This window comes from Microbacterium sp. NPDC090281 (assembly GCF_044769635.1).
GTDB lineage: Bacteria > Actinomycetota > Actinomycetes > Actinomycetales > Microbacteriaceae > Microbacterium.
The window spans coordinates 2,263,373-2,282,743 of sequence record NZ_JBIVYH010000001.1; the positions used below are offsets into that span (position 1 = coordinate 2,263,373).

15 protein-coding genes are annotated in these 19,371 nt (G+C 67.9%); 8 read left to right on the top strand and 7 right to left on the bottom strand.

Features of this window, described 5'->3' with window-relative positions:
* Positions 1 to 101 precede the first annotated feature (101 nt).
* The 3 genes from ACIQTX_RS10840 to pdhA are packed head-to-tail and all read right to left on the bottom strand — an operon-like array spanning position 102 to position 3,422.
* Positions 102 to 1,307 (bottom strand): dihydrolipoamide acetyltransferase family protein, encoded by a 1,206-nt coding sequence (locus ACIQTX_RS10840; RefSeq protein ID WP_402972032.1) that lies wholly within the window; start codon positions 1,305 to 1,307, stop codon positions 102 to 104.
* A gap of 16 nt (positions 1,308 to 1,323) precedes the next feature.
* Positions 1,324 to 2,316, bottom strand: a complete 993-nt coding sequence (locus ACIQTX_RS10845) for an alpha-ketoacid dehydrogenase subunit beta (RefSeq protein WP_402972034.1) — start codon at positions 2,314 to 2,316, stop codon at positions 1,324 to 1,326.
* Positions 2,313 to 3,422 carry a pyruvate dehydrogenase (acetyl-transferring) E1 component subunit alpha gene (gene pdhA / locus ACIQTX_RS10850; RefSeq protein ID WP_402972036.1) on the bottom strand — a complete coding sequence of 370 codons (1,110 nt, stop codon included), beginning with the start codon at positions 3,420 to 3,422 and terminating at the stop codon, positions 2,313 to 2,315. Before pdhA ends, ACIQTX_RS10845 begins: the two co-directional genes overlap by 4 nt.
* A 113-nt stretch (positions 3,423 to 3,535) precedes the next feature.
* Here pdhA and ACIQTX_RS10855 point away from each other — a divergent pair, with 113 nt between their 5' ends.
* Positions 3,536 to 4,147, top strand: a complete 612-nt coding sequence (locus ACIQTX_RS10855; protein ID WP_105525497.1) for a TetR/AcrR family transcriptional regulator — start codon at positions 3,536 to 3,538, stop codon at positions 4,145 to 4,147.
* A gap of 134 nt (positions 4,148 to 4,281) precedes the next feature.
* Here the strand turns inward: ACIQTX_RS10855 and ACIQTX_RS10860 are convergent, their stop codons facing one another.
* Positions 4,282 to 7,335, bottom strand: a complete 3,054-nt coding sequence (locus ACIQTX_RS10860) for a LamG domain-containing protein (protein WP_402972039.1) — start codon at positions 7,333 to 7,335, stop codon at positions 4,282 to 4,284.
* A 55-nt stretch (positions 7,336 to 7,390) separates the two neighbouring features.
* Positions 7,391 to 8,080 carry an HAD family hydrolase gene (locus ACIQTX_RS10865; protein WP_402972041.1) on the bottom strand — a complete coding sequence of 230 codons (690 nt, stop codon included), beginning with the start codon at positions 8,078 to 8,080 and terminating at the stop codon, positions 7,391 to 7,393.
* Positions 8,081 to 8,281: 201 nt separating this feature from the next.
* On the opposite strand from ACIQTX_RS10865, the gene ACIQTX_RS10870 reads away from it, so the two are divergent.
* The 4 genes from ACIQTX_RS10870 to ACIQTX_RS10885 all read left to right on the top strand — a co-directional run bounded on the left by ACIQTX_RS10870 (position 8,282) and on the right by ACIQTX_RS10885 (position 14,548).
* The gene (locus ACIQTX_RS10870) at positions 8,282 to 9,001 is read left to right on the top strand and encodes a GntR family transcriptional regulator (protein WP_402972043.1); all 720 of its coding nucleotides are present in this window, start codon (positions 8,282 to 8,284) and stop codon (positions 8,999 to 9,001) included.
* Positions 9,002 to 9,073: 72 nt separating this feature from the next.
* Positions 9,074 to 10,537, top strand: a complete 1,464-nt coding sequence (locus ACIQTX_RS10875; protein WP_402972045.1) for a DUF3375 domain-containing protein — start codon at positions 9,074 to 9,076, stop codon at positions 10,535 to 10,537.
* On the top strand, positions 10,530 to 11,192 hold the full coding sequence (locus tag ACIQTX_RS10880; RefSeq protein ID WP_402972047.1) for a DUF4194 domain-containing protein: 663 nt from the start codon (positions 10,530 to 10,532) through the stop codon (positions 11,190 to 11,192). Before ACIQTX_RS10875 ends, ACIQTX_RS10880 begins: the two co-directional genes overlap by 8 nt.
* Entirely contained in the window at positions 11,189 to 14,548 is a 3,360-nt protein-coding gene (locus ACIQTX_RS10885) for an ATP-binding protein (RefSeq protein WP_402972049.1), read from the top strand. Before ACIQTX_RS10880 ends, ACIQTX_RS10885 begins: the two co-directional genes overlap by 4 nt.
* A 39-nt stretch (positions 14,549 to 14,587) precedes the next feature.
* On the opposite strand, the gene ACIQTX_RS10890 is transcribed toward ACIQTX_RS10885, so the two are convergent.
* Positions 14,588 to 15,418, bottom strand: a complete 831-nt coding sequence (locus ACIQTX_RS10890; protein WP_402972051.1) for a hypothetical protein — start codon at positions 15,416 to 15,418, stop codon at positions 14,588 to 14,590.
* Between the two features lie 93 nt (positions 15,419 to 15,511).
* On the opposite strand from ACIQTX_RS10890, the gene ACIQTX_RS10895 reads away from it, so the two are divergent.
* From ACIQTX_RS10895 to ACIQTX_RS10905, 3 genes are all read left to right on the top strand, one after another.
* Complete coding sequence (locus ACIQTX_RS10895) at positions 15,512 to 16,786, top strand: MFS transporter (protein WP_402972053.1); 1,275 nt, start codon at positions 15,512 to 15,514, stop codon at positions 16,784 to 16,786.
* A gap of 9 nt (positions 16,787 to 16,795) precedes the next feature.
* On the top strand, positions 16,796 to 17,296 hold the full coding sequence (locus ACIQTX_RS10900) for a hypothetical protein (protein WP_402972055.1): 501 nt from the start codon (positions 16,796 to 16,798) through the stop codon (positions 17,294 to 17,296).
* An 87-nt stretch (positions 17,297 to 17,383) separates the two neighbouring features.
* A complete protein-coding gene (locus ACIQTX_RS10905) occupies positions 17,384 to 18,397 on the top strand; it encodes a DNA topoisomerase IB (RefSeq protein WP_402972057.1) in 1,014 nt (337 codons plus the stop codon).
* Here the strand turns inward: ACIQTX_RS10905 and ACIQTX_RS10910 are convergent.
* Positions 18,363 to 19,364: a hypothetical protein gene (locus ACIQTX_RS10910; protein WP_402972059.1), complete on the bottom strand. Its 1,002-nt coding sequence runs from the start codon at positions 19,362 to 19,364 to the stop codon at positions 18,363 to 18,365. The genes ACIQTX_RS10905 and ACIQTX_RS10910 overlap by 35 nt on opposite strands.
* Between the last annotated feature and the right edge of the window lie 7 nt (positions 19,365 to 19,371).

Consider the following 19,371-nt stretch of genomic DNA (forward strand, 5'->3'; position numbering starts at 1 on the left):
GATGAAAACCCCCGCTCAGGCGGGGGTTTCTTCGTTTCCGAGGCGTGCGTGGAAGTGATCGACCGCCAGGTGCGGGAGCCCTGAAGCCCCCGCACTTCGGCTCACAGGAGCAGCTGCAGCGGTTCTTCGAGCAGGTGCGTCAGCGTCGCCAGGAACTGAGCGCCCAGGGCGCCGTCGATGATCCGGTGATCGGCCGTGAGCGTGTAGCTGATCCGCCGATGGGCGATCACCCGCTCGTCGACGAGTGTCAGCTCCTCGCGGATTCCTCCGACCGCGAGAATGGCTCCCTGCGGCGGATTGATGATCGCCGTGAAGTGGTCGACGCCGAACATGCCGAGGTTGCTGACGGTGAAGGTGCCACCGCTCAGCTCTGCCGCACTGAGCCGGCGCTCAGCGGCCCGCTCCGCGAGATCCCGTGTGCGAGCGGCGATGGTCGTTATCGTCGCGGCGTCCGCCGCACGCACCACGGGGACCACCAGTCCTGCGGGAGCCGCCATCGCCACTCCGATATGGGCGTCGCGGTGCAGGAGCGTGGCGCCGCCGCCGGCAGGGGAGTAGGAGGCATTGATCCCGGGGTGAGCCCGCAGGGCCAGGGCCACCGCCTTGACGAAGAGGTCGTTGATGCTGATGCGCGCCGCGGACGCCGTGGTCTCGTTGATACGCGCGCGCAGCGCGAGGAGCTCGTCGATCCGTGCCGAGGATGTCGCTGTGAAGGTCGGGATTGACGTGGTCTCAGACATCCGCGCGGCGATGATCCGGCGAGTGGCGTCGAAGGGGACCACGTCCGCAGCGAGTGCGCGGTCTTCGGGCGCCGGAGCAGGCGCGACGATCGGGCTGTCGAGGTCGGCCCTGACGATGCGCCCTCCTGGTCCCGTGCCGGTGACCACCGAGAGGTCGATTCCGTGCTCCCTGGCGATGCGGCGCACGAGCGGCGTCGCCGCCACGCGCGCCGCCGCTGCCGGAACCGCCGTCGCTGTCGCGTCTTCGACGCTCGTCGGCACCGGAGCGGATGGTGCCGGCATGGCGCTGTTCGGGGCGGGGACGTCTCCTGCCGAAGGGGCGGGGGTGCCGCTGCCGTCGTCGAGCCGTGCGATCGGTGTGCCGATGGCGACGTTCTCGCCCTCGGGTACGAGGATCTCCGCGAGCACGCCGGCGTCATAGGCCTCCTGTTCCATCAGGGCCTTGTCGGTCTCGACCTCGAGCAGGAGATCGCCGGGGGCGACGACGTCGCCCGGCTTCTTGTGCCAGGCGGCGATCGCTCCCTCGGTCATCGTGTCGGAGAGGCGGGGCATGAGGATGTCGATCATGGTCTCTTCTTCGTTCTCATCGGCGCCGGGCGACGGCGTCGAGCGTTTCGCGGATGGCGGTGACGGCGTCGTCGACAGACGGCAGCGCGGCGCTTTCCAGGGACTTGGCGTACGGCATCGGCACCTCTGCCATGGCGACCCGGCGGACTGGGGCGTCGAGCCAGTCGAAGGCGCCGTCGCTGATCGTGGCGGCGATCTCCGCGCCGATGCCGTAGGTGAGCCAGTCGTCTTCCAGGGTCACGGCGCAGTTCGTCTTGCGCACGGATGCGACGATGGTCTCGCGGTCGAGAGGCCGCAGACTGCGCAGGTCGACGATCTCGACGTCGATGCCTTCGGCGGCCAGGCGCTCAGCGGCCTCCAAAGCGACGAGCGTCATCTGGGAGTAGGCGACCACGGTGATGTCGCTGCCCTCACGGGCGACCGAGGCGCGGCCGATCTCGGCCGGCTCGAGTTCGTCGGGCACCTCGCCGGTGGTGTTGTACAGCGCCAGGTTCTCGAGGACGAGGACGGGATCCTCATCGCGGATGGCGGCGAGCATCAGTGCCTTGGCATCGGCGGGGGTGGCAGGGGCCACGACCTTCATCCCGGGGACGAACGCGTAGTACAGCTCGATGTTCTGCGAATGGGTCGCGCCGAGCTGCTGCCCGCCGCCTCCGGGGGTGCGGATGACGAGGGGCACATGGGCCTGGCCGCCGAACATGCCGTAGATCTTCGCGGCGTGGTTCACGATCTGGTCGAGCGCGAGCGGCGAGAAGTTGATCGTCATGATCTCGACGACCGGGCGGAGCCCCACCATCGCCGCTCCGATCGCCGCACCGGTGAAGCCCTCTTCCGCGATGGGGGTGTCCCGGACGCGTTTCGGGCCGAATTCGTCGAGCAGGCCGGCCGTGATCTTGTAAGACCCTTCGAAGCGCCCGATCTCCTCTCCGATGAGGAACACGTCGTCGTCTCGCAGCATCTCGAGACGGAGTGCATCGTGCAGAGCCTGCCGGTAGCTGATGACGCTCAACGGACACCCCCTGGGGATACGAGCTCGTGCGGTCTCGGCGGTGCGGGGAAGAGAGCGTCGCCGGGGAGGCGCCGTGAGTCGTTCGGAACGGGTGTCGCGTACGTGTAGTCGAAGAGCGTGGAGACGTCTGGTTCCGGGCTCGCGTCGGCGAATGCCGCCGCGGCGGCGACGTCGGCCGTGATCTCGGCATCGATCTTCTCGATCTCCCCCTCTCCGAGGACGCCTCGTTCGCGCAGGGAAGCGGCGAAAATCGCGACCGGATCGGCGGCTCGGGCGGCGGCGCGCTCGTCTTCGGAGCGGTAGCGGGCGGGGTCGACGACGGAGTGCCCCTTCATCCGGCCGGTCATCGTCTCCAGGAGATAGGGCCGGCCTGCCCTGGCGCTGGCGAGTGCGATGCGTGCGGCATCGAGCACGGCGACCGGGTCACCACCGTCGACGCGGGCGGAAGCCATGCGGTACGAGGAGGCGCGCTTGTACAGCTCAGGTTCTGCCGAGGACTGCTCGACGGTCGTCCCCATCCCGAGTCCGTTGTTGTTGACGACGTACACGATCGGCAGTTCCCAGAGCGCGGCGATGTTGAGTGACTCGTGGAAGGCTCCGATGTTCGTCGTGCCATCGCCCATGAGGCACATGACGGCCTCGGTGCCGCCGCGATAGTCGATCGCGAGTGCGGTGCCCGTAGCGAGGGGGATCTGTCCGCCGACGATTCCATAGCCGCCCATGAATCGGGAGTCGAGATCGAACATGTGCATGGACCCGCCCCACCCGCGCGAGACCCCGTCCGTGCGTCCGTAGAGCTCGGCCATCGCCCGTTCCGGCGAAATCCCTCTGGCGAGCGCGTAGCCGTGCTCCCGGTAGTTGGCGTAGACGTAGTCGCTCTTCTCGAGGGCGGCCATGAGCCCCACGACGGTCGCTTCTTCTCCGAGGTTGAGGTGGCAGTATCCGCCGACCTTGGCTTCGGCGTATGCGCGTGCGGCTCGTTCTTCGAAGCGTCTGATCAGGACCATCTGACGATGGAGGGCGCGCAGCTGGTCGTCGGAGGGGGAGGACTGCGGCGGACGTGCGGCCGTGGTCTTCGTCGTTCGGGCGGTGCGGGCTGGGGGCATGAGGGTTCTCCTTCTCGCCTGGGGTGAGCGGTGCGATCGTCGCGCCAGTAATGAAACTAACTACGGATCATTCCAGAATCGATGATAGTTGTTCTGTGCACGAGGAGGATCGGATGCCGGAGATCGAGGACAGCCCGCCACGACGCAAGCGCGGTCGGCCTACCGCGGATGAGCGGGCTCAGCGCCGCGACGACATCCTCGACGCCGCTGTGCGGCTCTTCGTCGAGGGCGGGTTCGAACAGGTCACACTCGACGACATCGTCGCCGAGGCGCACGTGACGAAGCGGACGATCTACGTCTACATCGGCGACCGCACCGAGATCTTCCTCGCTGCGGTGGAACGTCTCCGCGAGCGGACGCTCCGGCAGCACGAGCCGGACGAAGGTCTCGAGCAACTCGCCGAAGACATCGTGTTCACGCTGCAGTCGGACGAGGCGGTGGGCCTGCATGGACTGATGATCGGCGAGGCTCGACGGTTCCCCGAGCTCGCTCGCCGGTTCTACGAGGAGGGCCCTCGTGGGTACATCGCGAGATTGCAGTCGCTGCTGCCGGACGATGACGTCGTCCGCGCCGAGGAGCTCTTCACGCTGCTTCTCGGGGAGCCCCATCGTCAGCGCCTACTGGGTCTGCGCCCTGCGCCGGATCGGGCAACCGCCGGTGCACAAGCGCGGGATGCTCTGGCAGCGCTCGGGCTGGCCGGCGACGGTGGCGCCGTCGCGGGCTGAGACGTGCCCCGTCTTAGTGGTCGGTGCAGGCCAGGCGCGCGGCGGGAGCGGCCCGTCGCGCCGGGAATGATGCTGCCCCCTGCATCCGATCATCCGCGGACGGGATCGGATGCAGGGGGCAGCATCGAGCGTTGCTAGGCCGAGCGTCGACGCAGGCGGAGGAGCCAGGCGCCGGCAGCCATCAGCGTCGCGGCGAGGCCCGCCCAGACCCAGCCCATCGCTGCGTCCGCACCCGTCGTGGCCAGGGCCTTCGACGCGTCATCGGATCCGGGCTTCGTGCCGGTGCCGCCGGTGCCGTCGTTCCCGTTGCCGCCGTTGCCGGGGCCGCCGTTCTCGCCTTCCCCGGGGCCGCCGTCATCGACCTGGGCGAACTCCACCGAGGCGAGCACCCTGCTCTCCACGCCGGTCAACACCAGCTCGCTGCCTTCGATGGCGAAGCTCGTGACGCCGCTGACCGCGACCGTGGAGCCCTCTATCCGGAAGCCGTCAGCCGGAGCGAGTGCCAGGCGCACCACGCCGCCACGATCGGCGACGCCTTCCGCAGGCGACACGGTCCCGCCCCGGACCTCGGTTCGATAGCTGAATCGCACGGGCTGCGCCTCCACCGCGTCGACGGCGGTCTTCAGCGCATCGAAGCTCGTGCGCAGCTGTTCCTTCGTCGGTGTCGCGGCAGCGGCCCTGGCAGCAGCCGCGGCCACCGCACTGTCGACCGGGGCCGCAGTCCCCGCCAGTAGGGCGGAGCTGTTCGCCGTCGCCGTGGCGAGTGCATCGGTGAGCGTCTGATCGAAGACCCGGCCGTTCACGGCCTCGACATCGTTCGCGTTCATCAGCTCGGTCGCGTACTCGACCGCCTGTGCGAGAGCGGCAGTCTCGGCGGAGGAATCGTCCGCGGCGTACAGCCCCGCGACCTCGCTTGCATTCAGCGCCGTGTCCCACATCTTCAGGTCGTCCATGTCGAGACCGATGCCGTAGCTCTTGCTCCCGTCGACGCCCACGAGCATGTTCAGCCCGCTGGTCATGCTGCCGATGCCCGCGATGCTCGTCTCCTTCGCGAGCACGCCGTCCATGTAAGTGCTCGCGATGTTGCGCGTGCGGTCGACCGTGAGCGTCATGTGGTGCCAGGAGCCGCGGTACTCGCCGACGTCGCCGGTGGCGTAGACGCCGTTGGTGCCGTCGCCGAGCGTGAACTCGAGCTTGCCGGTGTTGGTTCCCTCCGGTGCGAGGTTGATGCCGGAGCGGTACCAGTTCGCCCAGTTCTTGTTGCTGATGATCGCGCCGTACCCGCTGACGCCGGTGACCTTCGTCCAGAAGCCGATCGTCAGGTCCTTGTCGGTGCCGAGGTCGAACTCGGGGCGCGACCCGAGGTCGATGTAGCTGCCTGCGCCGCCGCCGATGCGCGCGGCCGTTCCCGAAGACCCGGGGCGGTCGGAGGCGACATAGGAGACCGAGCCCACAGGCTTCGCCACGGGTGCTGTGCCCGCGTGCGAGCCGGTGTCGCCGAGGTCGCCCTCGAAGGCGAGGTGCAGGAATTCGCCGTCAGGAGCGGGCGCCGGTGCCTCGGGGAAGTCGGGGAAGATGAGCTCACCGGCTGTGCGCACCGTGCCGGTGAGCGGCTCCGACGCGTTCTGGAAGTCGTCGTACGCGGTGACCGTGACGGTGTAGTTCTTGGCCGCCTTCAGGCTGCGGATGTCGAAGCCCATCGTGTTCGGAGTCATGTAGAACCGGGAGTACGCCTTGAACGATCCGGTGACGGACTTTGCCGGGTTGTTCCCGAAGTCGGGCATCTGGTTCGCGGTGAACGAGACCGGATTGCCGGCTTGGTCGCGAACCTCGACCTCGTAGTAGTTCACGAGTTCGTCGTCTTTGGCCTGGTCGAAGCGGAGCGTGAGCGACTCCTCGGTGACATCGGTAGCAGTGATAGCGGCCACGCCCCACCACGGCGCGGTCGTACTGCGCTGCGCGGCGGTGTATGTGAAACCGCTCTTGCCCTTGGCCGTGTCGACCACCCAGGGCATGCCGATCCAGCGCTGGTGGGTGACATCGAAACGGCGGATGACGGTGCTGCCGTCGGCGAGCACCGAGACGAAGTTCGCGCTCTTCTGCGGTACTCCGGCGGCGGCATCGCCCTGGTTGCCACCGAAGTACCCACCGCCGATGAAGTCGCTCGGAACATCTTGGTAGATGTAGTTCATCGATGCGTTCTCGTAGACCGTGAAGTCTTTCTGGAAGATGCTCGTCTCGGGGTTCGATGAGAAGTGCGTGTGCGCCGAGCCGAGCATCACCTGGGGATAGGAGGCGAGGATGCGCTGCAGATCGGGGCCGGCGAGGTCGTAGTCGCCGTGGAACGGTCCGCCGAGTGAGGTGCCGGAGTAGCCGCTGTGGATCGAGACGAAGATCGGCTTGGCGGGGTCGTAGTCGGGCTTCGCAGCGATGCCCTGCAGCGTGCTGGTGAGGAAGGCCTGATATCCGGTGCGCTGCCCGCCGTAGCCGAACGTGCTCGTGCCGTTGTAGTCGAGGCCGATGAAGTCGATGCCCTCGATCGTCGTGTGGAAGTTGCTCACATATGCAGTGTCGGCGTTCGGGTAGAACCACTCCGGCGCACCGGCGGGTGCATCCGCCCGCGCGGACTCGAACGTCTTGCCCATCAGATCGGCGATGTCGTGGTTGCCCTGGGTGAGCAGCACCTGCGACTCGGGGAAGCTCTCGCGCATGACCCGTTCGACCGCGCGATACCAGCCTGCGACCTTCTCGCTGTCGCCCGCCAGGTGGGCGGAGTACTCGGGATCGTTCGCACCGACGACGTCGCCGTTGTCGACGACGACGCTGGGGTCGAAGCCCTTCGCGTCCGCCCAGGACCGGATCGCCTGGAAATGCGGCTTCGCTCCCTCATAGGCGACCTGCTCCGAGGTCTTGTCGGCAGTGGCGGCGCCGCCGAGCTCGGTGTCGGACATCGTGATGAACTCGAGTTTCGCGTCCACGCCGTTGTACGCATCGTTTGCTGCATCGATGCGCTGCTGGGTCATCGGCTCTGCGGCGGGTGGAGCCGTCGGGACGATAGCCGCTGCCGGGAGGGCGGGAACGAGCAGGGCGAATGCGGTCGTCGCCGCGATCACCCCTCCGCCCAGCGCACGACGCAGCGTCGCCTCGGGACGGGAGCGCGTCTTCATCGGATGCTCAGTGGTCGACATGGGGATTCCTCACGTGGGGTGGTCGGGTTCGAACGAGGGTGGGCTGCGGGAGAGGTCAGGGGAGTGCGGGGTCGCGGGTCAGCAGGGAGGCGATCCACGGCGGGGTCACACGACTGAGGTCGGGGATCCGGTCGGTCGTACCGGTCACTCCGTGCTCGTCAGGTCGCACCTGCACCACTCGGCAGCCGGCGGTGAGGGCGGCATGGGCCCCGACCATCGAGTCCTCGAACACGAGGCAGTGGCTGGGGTCGACACCGAGTAGGCCGACCGCCCGCTGGTAGGGCTCGGGGTGAGGTTTCGTATGCCGGACGTCATCGGCGGTGACCACTGCGTCGAAGGCGCCGAGGTGCACGCTCTCCTCGACCGCGGCGACCCAGCGGCGCGACGAGCTCGTGACCAGGGCGAGCGGGACGCCCTCCCGCCGCAAGCCACGGAGCGCCTCTTCTGCGCCCCGGATCCAGCGCAGGCGACCGGCGAAGGTGCCGATCGTGTGGTCTTCGAGCTCGGTGACGACCTCCGTCTCGTCAGCGGCAAGCCCCTCGGCCGCGATCAGTATGCGTGCGGCGTCGATGCTCGAGAGCCCCTCGAAGTCGGCGAGCTGGGTCGGCGAGACCGGTGCACCGACGCGCTCCAGCCGGGAACGAATCGTGTCGAGCCACACGCTTTCGCTGTCGACGAGCGTGCCGTCGAGGTCGAAGAGCACGGCGGAGGGCCATTCTGCGAGGTGGCGGTGGGGGAGGGTCATCGACGGGGGCACCGGATGATTACCCCGCGCCTCGGTGTGCAGAGGACGGCGCGCAGATGAACGACCGCTGAACGATCGCTGCTCCCGGGGCGACACGCGGGACAACTGTGAACTGCTGTCCTGTTCGCGCGTTCAGAGGCCGTGCGGCTCGCCTAGTGTGAGACCGTGCCACCGGCGACCGCGCGCTCACACCGCGAAATCATGAGCGATCTGATGACCAGGATCATCGACGGGGAGTTCGTCCCCGGGTCGAGCCTCCCCTCCGAGACGAAGCTGGGTCTGCACTACGGATCTGCCCGCGGGACCGTGCGCCGCGCACTCGCGGGGCTCGAGGACCGGGGGCTGGTGTCCCCGGTTCAGGGCACGGGGTGGATCGTCCGTTCGGGCCGTCAGAGCCAGTCGTTCGAGGAGCTACGGTCGTTCGCCCAGTGGGCCCGCTCCAAAGGGATGAAGCCCGGCGGCCGAGTGCGTCGCAAGGAGTTCGGCGAGGCGACAGCGGCCGAGGCGCGCCGGCTGTGGGTGAGCCCCAGGGCGCGGGTACTCCGCGTGACCAGGACGCGCAGCATCGACGGGCGCGATGTGATGCTGGAGCGCACGTGCTATCCCCACTGGATCGCCGATCAAGTCGTTGCGATCGCCGATGACGAAGCCTCTGTCGTCGACGCGCTGACCCGCGACTTCGGGGTGGTGACTGCGTTCGCCGAGCACGCCATCGACGCCGTCTCCGTCTCCAGCGCCGACGCCGACCTGCTCGGAGTCCGTCGTGCGAGCCCGCTGCTGCGGGTGCGGCGGGTGAGTTACGCCCCTGGGGGCGAGCCGATCGAGTACGGCGAAGACCGCTACCTGCCGGATACCGTGACGTTTCTGGTCACGGCATCGCGAGAGAGCTCTCCGCTCACGCGCACCGAGTTCTCGCGGTAGGCGTTCGGTCGGGCTGCGCCGTCGACCCGCGTCGCGTCCGACGATGTCGAGGGCGCCGAGTAATGTGAATACGTGACAGGAACACGAGCTGAAGCGGCATTCTCCCGCGCTGTCACCGCATTCAGCACTCCGACCCTCGATCTGCTCCACGGTCGGTTCGCGCCCTTCGTCGTCGCATCGCTTTCTCTCCTGTTCACGGCCGACCGCGCATCCATCCCGATCGCCGATGCCCAGGCCGAGCTCTCCGAGATCCTCGACGAGCTGCGCGGCGCGGGGTATGACGAAGACGACCGTCGTGTTCCGGCAGGCACGGGCCGCGACGTCGCCAGGAACTGGGTCCGGCTTGGCTGGCTGGTGCAGCAGATCGACGAGGACGTCGAGGTGTACCGGCTGTCCGCGCATGCTGTGGAGGCGCTGGAGATCGCGGGTCGCACCGGCGGCGGTCGCACGCGTGTCTCCAACTCGCGGGTGCGCACGCTTCTCGAAGCCGTGGAACACCTGGCGGACAGTGCCGAGGCCGATCCGGTCCGGCGACTCGCACGTCTCCGCGAGGAACGCGCCGTCCTCGACGCCGAGATCGACCGGATCGAGGAGTCGGGGCGAGCCGACCCGCTGGATGACGAGGAGCTCTTCGAAGAAGCCGAGAACGTGCTGCATCTGGCGCGTGAGCTCCCGGCCGACTTCACCCGGGTCGCCGAGTCGCTCAAGCTCATGCAGCGCGACGTCGTCGCCCATCTGCGGCGCGACGAGCGGCCGACCGGCGAGGTGCTCCGCGAGTATCTGCAGCGCGCGCAGGACGTCATGAACTCGACTCCCGAAGGGCGTGCCTTCGCCGGCGCCCTCCGGCTGATCGGCGACCCGGATCGCATCGACGCGCTCACCGATCAGTTGCACGGCCTGCTCCGCCAGCCGTTCGCCCGCATGCTCGACAACACTCAACGCGCCGAGCTCGATGCCATCGGGCGTCGGGTGGAACTCGGCGTGGAGGAGGTCCTGGCCGCACAACGGCGGGCGTCGCACGTCATCACCGGCCAGGTGAAGACGCATGATCCGCTGCGGGACCGTCAGATCGACGATCTTCTTCGCGACGTCATCGCCGCTCTGCACGTCTGGGATGGCGCGGGAGCGAGCGCTGCACCGGTGCGCAGCCTTCCGCTGGTCGATCTGGGGCACCTCAGACAGACCGTCTCCAGCATTCGCCCGCCGGCCGTCCCTGCTCCTCTGGCAGATGCCGGCGATGTCGAGTTCGCCGACGTCGATTCCCGCGCATGGGGCGGTCCGCGCTACGCCGAGCTCGAGGAGTACGTCGCAGGTCTCGGCCCGGAGTTCGACCTCGCCGCCGCGTTCGCGGAGGGTGCCGACGACACCCGTCGCCCCGTCGACCTCGTCGGACTGCTCGAGATCGCCCACCGAAACGGCATGACCGAGAGCGATGCGGTGTCGGTGGTCGAAGCGGTGCGCCCGGACGGTTCGACGCGACGTTTCGCGTTCGGCGCCGTCACGGCACGCAACCCGAAGGAAGAAGCACATGCCTGAAGAGAGCCTCGTGACGGAAGCGCCGGTCGATGATCCGTTCATCGCCCCGGTCCCGATGGAAGACGACATCGAGGAGCACTTCGCGGGTGACCGCGGCACGCTCGACCCCGAGATCCGGCGTCTGTTGGCGCACATCCTCCAGCGTCGTTTCATCGCTGCGGAACGCAACCGTCGGGAATGGACCCTCCTGCTCGACCATCAGCAGGTGATCGAGTCTCGCCTGAACGACCTGTACCTGCGCCTGGTCGTCGACCACGGTCGTGGGTTCGCCTACAAGCAGCAGCTCCGCTCCGACGAGATCGACATGCCGGTTCTACTCAAGGACGCCCCGTACACGCGTGCCGAGACCCTGGTGCTCGTGCACTTGCGCACGGTCTATCAGCGCGAGTCCGCGGCGGGGGAGGCATCCGTGCGCATCGACATCGAAGATCTCGAGCAGACCGTGCTGAGCTACTTCACCGACGTCGACGGCGGCACAGCACGGCAGCAGAAGGCGATCCGCAACGCGATGGATCGGCTGGACCGAGAGGGCATCGTCCAGGAGGAGACCAGCGGGCGCTATCGGATCAGCGCGCTCGTCGAGGTCGTCCTCAGTGCGGAGACCCTGAAAGAGCTCCGCGATTGGCTGCGGTCGCAGGAAGTGGTGGAACGATGACGATGGTCGACACGCTCTTCGGACTCATCCCGGCGGGTTCTCGGGGACAGCAGTGGGTGGCGGAGGAACTGCAGCTGATCAACTGGGGCGGATATGACGGAGGCCCCCACCGCGTGCGCTTCTCACCCGACGCGACTCTGCTCTGCGGTGGCTCGGGTTCCGGCAAGTCCACCCTCATGGATGCATACATCGCCCTGATGATGCCGCATACGACGCCGTTCAACGGTGCATCCAACGGTGGGGTGACGGGACGACCTCGCGGCGACGAGCAGCGGAACATCCTCTCCTACGGGCGCGGGAAGATCGACGAGTCCCGCACAGAAGAGGGCACGAAGCTGCGCGTGCTCCGCGGAGACGGCGAAGACACCTGGAGTGCGATCGCGACGACGTGGCTCGATCATGACGGGTCGCGGTTCACTGCGGTGCGGGCGTGGTACATCCCGGCGGATGCGCGCGTCCTGGAAGACACGGTTCGGGTTCGGGCGACGGTGAGCGGGCCCTTCGACCTGGGGCTGCTGGAGAAGGCTGCGACGCAGCGGCTCTCCGATGCGTCGGTGCGGGCGACGGGCCTTGAGACCCTCGCCACCGACCGTGAGTTCTCGGCGAGGCTGCAGGCGGTGCTCGGAATCGGGGCGGCAGGTTCCGGCGCCAAGGCGATCAGCCTTCTCGCCAGGATCCAGGCAGGGCAGCAGATCACGACGGTCGACGATCTGTACAAGAAGCTCGTGCTGGAAGAGCCGGAGACCATGGCGACGGCTGACGCCGTCGTGGCGCATTTCGACGAGCTCGAGAGCACGCGCACGAGGATGCTCACCGCGAAGCAGCAGGTGAGTGCACTCGAGCCGATCCGAGGGATCAAAGACCGCATCGCGTCGGCCGCCGAGCGCGTGCGTGTGATCGACGAGGTCGGGGTGTTCACCGATCCCGCCTCGCTCGCCGCCCTCTGGAACGCGCAGCGGCGTCTGGATCTGCTGCGCGACGTCGAAGTGGAGCTGGGGGAACGCTCCCGTGCGCTGAGCCTCGCCGTGCGCGAGAAGCGTGCGCTCGTCGACGCCGCCGATGTCGAGCGCGAAGGGCTTCTCGATGTGCTGCGGCAGTCCGGCGGCGACCGCCTCGAGACGGCGCAGCGTGAGCTCCGTGTCGCCGAGCGTCGTGTGGAGGATGTCACTCGGGAACGGGCGAAGTTCGACACGATCGTCCGGGATCTCGGGGAGAACGTCGACACCCCCGCGCAGTTCGAGGCCTTCGTGTCCGGCGCTCGGGGCTCGTCGCCGAAGTCTGACATCCGTGACGCGCGTGCAGCCTTCGCCGATGCCGAGACGGCGCGGAGGACGGCCGAGGCCGAGATCCGGCGGCTGCGCGACGAACGCGAGCGGACCAGCCGCGTGCGCGGCAGCATCCCCGCGCACCTCGACGAATCGCGCTCGCTGCTCGCGGAGGCAGTCGGACTCGACCCGTCGGATCTTCCGTTCGTCGGCGAGCTCATCGAGCTGCGGACGGAGTTCGAGCCCTGGCGCGAGGCCTTCAACCTGGCGCTCGGGGGTTTCGCCAGGACGCTCCTGATCGATGCCGAGCACCTGTCGTCGTTCCGCACCGCCATCAACTCCATACGCACACCGGAGCGGTTGAACTACGAGGGCGTGCACACAGGGCTCCCTGAAGCTCGCAACGCCGACCCGAAGACACTCCCCGCTCGGCTCGACTATCTGCCGACCCCCTTCACCGGCTGGCTTCAGCAGCGGCTCCAGGATCGCTTCGGCTATGTTTGCGTGGACTCGTCATCGCAGCTGGGCGAGCACCAGAAGGCCCTCACCATCAGCGGTCAGATGTCCCAGGGGAGCCGAGGCGCCCACGGCGGGCAGGGCCGTGCGAATGTGCTGGGCTTCACGAACGACCGTCGGCTGCGTGAGATCGACGATCAACTGCTGCGGCTGGCCGATCGCTACGAGGAGTGCGCGTCCTCCGCGCAGGCTGCCGAGTCCGCTCTCGACCGCATCGAGGCGCGGTCGACCGCCTTCGCGAAGGTCGAAGACCTCACCTGGGAGCAGATCGATACCGCCGCGGTGGAGGCCGAGAGAGAACGCTGGCTCGCCGTCGAAGCAGAGGTCACGACGGCCAGCCCCGAGATCGCTCAGCTCAAGCGTCAGGCCGAAGACCTGAGGTCTCGTGCAGGGCGGCTCCGCGACGAGGAGGCGCGTCTGAGCAATGAACTCGCCCAGACACAGGAGCACTGGGGACAGGTCACCGACGACGTCGACACGTGTCAGACCGTGATCGATTCGGCGTCGGCATCCGGAGTGGCTCTGGGGGACGGGCATGCGTCGTTCCTGGACGGCCGATTCCTGCACTCCGAGACGGGGGACACCCCGTCCGCGTCTCAGCGGCTGGCACATCTGGACACCGCTCTGCGGACCGCGGCGCAGCGCCTTCACGAGGATCGCCGCGAGGCTGCCGAGGCGCACGAGCAGCAGCGCGAGAGCATGCGGCGGCTGATGTCCGGGTTCCTCGAGCGCTGGGACAACCTCACGATCCTCCCGGATCCTGACGCATCGGTCGGGGAGTTCGAGAGCATCCTGTCGGCGCTCCAGACCAACGGCCTGCACGAGCTGGAGATCGAGTGGCGCGACAGCCTGCTCAAGCTGTCGGGGAACGATCTGACGAGTCTCGATTCGACGCTCAGCCGTTCTCTGCGCGAGATCAAGGATCGTATCGATCCCATCAACCGGATCATGGAGGAGCTGCCGTTCTACGACGACGATCATCGTCTCCAGATCACCCCGCGCGAGAACCAGAGCGAGGCACGCAAGCGATTCCGCCGCGAGCTTCGCGAGGTCCGGGGACTGATCGACGCGGCATCGACTGATGCGGAACGGGAAACCGTCTACCGCAAGATGAGCCGCCTCATCGGACGGATGCGGCGGTCGGCCCCTGACTTCGCCGAACTCATCGACGTGCGCAACCACGTGCGGGTGAGCGCGGAGCGGGTCACCGCCGCGACGCGTGAGCACGTCGCGCTCTACGACCACATCGGAGAGAAGTCCGGCGGGGAGTCGCAGGAACTCGTCGCGTTCATCGTCGGCGCAGCCCTTCGCTACCAGCTCGGGGATGCGGGTGCCGCGCGGCCGCGCTATGCGCCGGTCTTCATGGACGAGGCGCTGATCAAGGCGGATGCCCACTTCACCAAGCGCGCGATCGGCGCCTGGAGAGGGCTCGGCTTCCAGCTCGTCATCGGTGCGCCGAACGACAAGTACAGCGCGATCGAGCCGCACGTCGACGTCGAGTACGACATCCTCAAGGACACCCGCGGGCGTTCCTGGGCGAAGGCGAAGGTGGGCCTGCCCGACACGGCGGCCTGAACGCGAGGCCGCTCGCGTCGAGGGGTCTCTTCCGCGCCGCTACTCACACTCCCCGAGGAACCCGAGATAGCAGACGGCCTCGTGCGTGACGGCGGCTTCGTAGTCGTTGTTCGAGACCTGTCGCGTCGCTGTCTCGGGCGTGCGTGTGAGGTGGCCGAAGTCGCCGAGTGAGGCGACGACCGAGCCTTCGGAGTCCTCCGCGCGCATGCGGTCGATCTCGGCGCGATGCTGACCGCAGAGCGTCGCCGCTGCAGGGACGAGCTCGACGCCGGCGCAGGCTCCCGCGTACTGGGCCTCCATCGCGTCGATGCAGTCGCTCCAGTCCTGATCTACGACGCACGGGCTCACGCCGTCGTCCGCCACGAGGTAGAGGCCGGTCTCGTATTCTTCGCTGTGGAACGTCTCGGGCTTCTCCGGCGAATCGACCTTGGTCCAGTGCCGGGCGGTGGTGAACGCGACGATCACGACGATGACGGCGATCAGCAGCAGCGCTCCCACGATCGACAGAGTCACCCAGAGCCCGACTCGACTCTTCTTCTGCGGGGCGCCGGCGGCGGCGGCATACGGTGCAGGTCCTGGTGGCGTGCCGCCGTAGGCCGGGGGAGCGGAGGCGAAGGCGGCCGTCTGCGCGAAGTCGTGTCCGCCGAGCGGCACCGTCTCCGCGGTCGCGAAGGTGTCCGGAGCCGGGAACACGCCTGTCGGAGGGGCAGGCTGCGCAGTCACTGCGAGCCAGTACTCGTACCAGCTCTGGGTGGCCTGCTGGTCGGCTGCGACCTGCTGCGCTTCGGCATCCGTGAGCTGGATGCCCAGCCCCTGCCGGGAGCCGGCGTCGAGCAGCGACGAACGGAATTCTTCGAATGACAGGGCCATGCTCGCGATGATGGCAGATACCCCGGTCGTCGGACAATCCGTATCCGGTCATGCGATGTCCGCGGCGTCCGGAAGAATGTCGAGGTGATCGGTATGAGGAGCTTCTGGAACGCCCTGCCCACCGAGGGGCGCTGGCTGCTGTCGACGGTCGCGATCCAGACGCTCGGGCGGGGGATGACCCTGCCCTTCACCATCATCTACTTCCACGAGGTGCGCGGCTTCGACCTCGGCGTCTCGGGGGCGCTGATGAGTCTCATCGCGATCACCGGCCTGATCGTGACGGGTCCGGGCGGAACGCTCATCGACCGCTTCGGCGCGCGGCGGGTGCTCATCGTCGGACTGCTGTCCATGATCGCCGGATGCACGCTCCTCGCCTACGCCACACACCCCGCTGTCGCCGCTGTCGCCGTCATGCTCATCGGCGTCAACTTCGGTGTCTCGTGGCCCGGGTTCAACGCCCTCATCGCCACCGTGGTGGAGGGTGAGGTGCGTCAGCAGTACTTCGGCGTCAACTTCGCTCTGGTCAACCTCGGCATCGGCGTCGGCGGGGTGATCGGCGGATTCTTCGTCGACGTGACGGATCCCACGACCTTCACGACGATCTTCCTGATCGACGCCGCGAGCGGTCTGATCCCGTTGGCGCTGGTGCTCGGCCCGCTTCGGCATGTGCGAACCCAGCACGAGGCCGAGGCCGATGCTCCTCCTGTCGGCGGCTACCGGGAGATCCTGCGTCGCCCGGCCGTGTTGTGGCTGACCCTTCTCACGTTCTTGTCGGTGTTCATCGGGTACGGGCAGATGGAGGCCGGCTTCCCGGCTTTCGCTCGGCAGGTGTCCGAGGTCTCGACGCAGGTCGTCGGCCTCTCGTTCGCCGTGAACACCGCCGTGATCGTGCTCTTGCAGTTCGCCGTCCTCAGGCTCATCTCCGGCAAGCGGCGAACGAGAGTCATGCAGGTGATGGCTCTCATCTGGGCGTTGTCGTGGGTGCTGCTCGGGGCGACGGGCTTCCTGCCGGGCACCCTGGCCGCAGCCGTGGGCGTGATCGCCTATATGGGGGTCTTCGCGTTCGGCGAGACGATGCTGCAGCCCACTGTCCCCGCGATCTACAACGACCTCGCTTCGGACCGCACGCGAGGCCGGTACAACGCGATCAATTCCGCGGCCTTCCAGGGCGGTGCGATCCTGGGGCCGCTGGTGGCGGGTGTCATGCTGGGCGGAGGACTGGACGCCTGGTTCATCGGCCTCATGATCGCGGGCAGTCTGGCCGTCGGCGTGCTCGCGATCGCGCTCGAGCGGGTCGTCACCCCTCACGCCAACGGTGTGACCGACATCCATCGAACGGGGGAGGACGGCGCGGTGCGCACGCAATAGGCTCCGAGCATGGCATTGGAGTCTCTCTTCTTACGGCTCGACCGGATCGCAGGCGGGCGGCAGGCGGGTGTCGCGATCAGCGAGGCCGACCGCAGGCACCCCAAGACCATCCGCGCATTCACCTGGATCCTCTGGCTCCTCGTGGTCGAGCTGATCATCGGGGTCGGTGCCGTCGTCGTCGCTCTGGTGCTGGCGGTCGACGGTGAGTCGGTCTCGTTCGCCGTCTGGATGCGCACGCTGGTCGTGCTCGCGATGACCGCCACGCTGTTCTACTTCGCCTGGCGCGCGCAACGCGGGTGGCGGTGGGCTTATCAGCGTCTGCGGCTCTTCGCACAGATCTTCCCCGTCATCACGCTCGTCATGGCCGCGATCCCCGGCCTCTATCCGCTGTGGATGGTGTCGGAGCAGATCGTGTTCAGCCTGATCATGATCGGCATCGCCGACTTCCTGACGAGCGACCACATGCGCAGCACCTTCGCGGCGCCCCGCGCTGAGCCCGAGGGCGAATAGCACGCCGGTACCCCGTGGCGCCACTCCCTTCCGCTGATCTTCGCGGCCAGGCATCCTCTTTCGAAGACAGTCGAGGGAGGCAGCACGATGGCAAGACTCATCCGGGTCGTTCCGGGGCAGGACCCGGGCTTCCGGCGCGTGCGATCGGGGTCGGGCTTCCGCTATGTCGATCCGGAGGGGATCGCCGCACCCGAGGCTGATCAGGAGCGGATCCACGACCTCGTGATCCCTCCCGCCTGGCACGATGTGTGGATCGCGGCGGATCCGCTCGCGCACATCCAGGCCGTGGGCATCGACGGTGCGGGGCGCAAGCAGTACCTTTACCATCCACTGTGGCGAGTGTCCCGTGATCGTCGAAAGTTCGTGCGTGCACTCGATCTCGCAGCGGCCCTTCCCCGTGCCAGGGCTCAGGTCACTCGTGCACTCGCCCAGGAGGGGCAGACGAAGGAGCGCGCCCTCGCCATCGCCTTCCGCCTTCTCGACGACGCGGCGCTCCGCATCGGGTCGGAGCGGTATCTGGTGCGGCACGGCAGTCGCGGTCTCACGACCCTTCGACGGCGGGACGTGCGGGTGGAGGGCAATGACCTGGCGTTGTCTTTCCCCGCCAAGAGCGGTCGCACGGCATCGATCGAGATCACAGACGCGGCACTCGCCGAAGCACTTGCAGACTTCGCCGCAGGAAAGTCCGGAGCATTCCTCCTCGCCTATCGCCGGGGTCGTCGGCGGGTGCGCATCACCCCGGTGGAGGTCAACACGTATCTGGGAGAGGTCACGGGTGCATCGTTCACGGCGAAGGACTTCCGCACGTTGCACGGGACGATCATCGCAGCCGACGCTCTTGCTCGGATCGGCGAGCTCGACAGCCGCAACCACCGGAGCCAGGCCGAGCGCCTGGCCGTGCAGGCGGCGGCGACGGCGCTCGGCAACACGACAGCGGTCGCTCGCGGTAGCTACATAGACCCGCGTGTCTTCGGTCAATACGCCCGCGGACGCACACTCGACCTCTCCGTCACACCGGAGACGGCGATCCGTCGGCTTCTCGGTGGCCCGGAGATCTCGTGGAAGGTCAGCCGGCGAGCTGCAGCCAGACGACGGCGATGAGCATCGGGACGAGTGGCGTGGCCACCGCGGCGACCACCGGCCACCACCGCACGCGGGTGTCGACCCGACGCGCACGATCGGCAAGCGTGTCGCCATCGCGGCGGTAGGTCGCAGGGTCTAGAGGCTCAGCAGCCTCGTCGCGGTACAACAGGGTGCGACGACCGAAGCGGTCGTAGAGCGCAGCGATCACGGCGATGAATCTGCGCAACTCCGCCTCGTCGGTCAGGTCGACGGCTGGGAAGTACACGTGCAGGGTGCTGTCGACGATCTCCAGATCGAGGTCGGCGCTCTCGTCGAGGAGGATGACCATCAGGTCGGGCGTGAGCACGTAGAGCGCGTCGGTCTCGTAGCCGGTCGGCACCGAGACATCGAAGACGTCGCTGAAGTCGCCCTCCAGCCGGAGCCGGGATCTGCCGTTCGGACGGCGGGGGAGCACGCTGAGCGCTCCGCCGCCGCGCCGGGAACGGAGCGTGATCCGCGGAGCCTCGGAAGGCAGCGGTATCCGGACTGCTCGCACGGTGTGCATCGTCGCGCCCTCGCGATCGCCGACGACGAAGGTGCGCTCGACGCTGTCGAAGGGGAGATCGCACTGCAAGGCATCGAGATGATCCCTGGCCGTGCGGCTTCCGCGATCGATCTGCTCGTCGATGGAGCCGCCCCATATGCGATCGCCGATGTCCGCTCGGTATGCCCAGCCGAGTGCCTCGGCGACGGAGATGAGAGCGGCGCGCCGCCGAAGATGTCGGCGGATGGTGATCGTCGAGGAGATGACCAGCGCCGCTCCGAGGAGTATCGCACCCACCTGGGCGAGTCCGAGGGCGGGGCCTGTCAGGCCGAATCCCACCGGCAACAGGTAGAAGGCCAGAAGGCCCGCGATCTCGAGGAACGTCACGGATGCGGCGACGAGGAGCACGCCGCCCCGCATGCGCTCCCCAGCATGCGGTGCCGTCGTGTTCTCCGACAGCATCGTCACA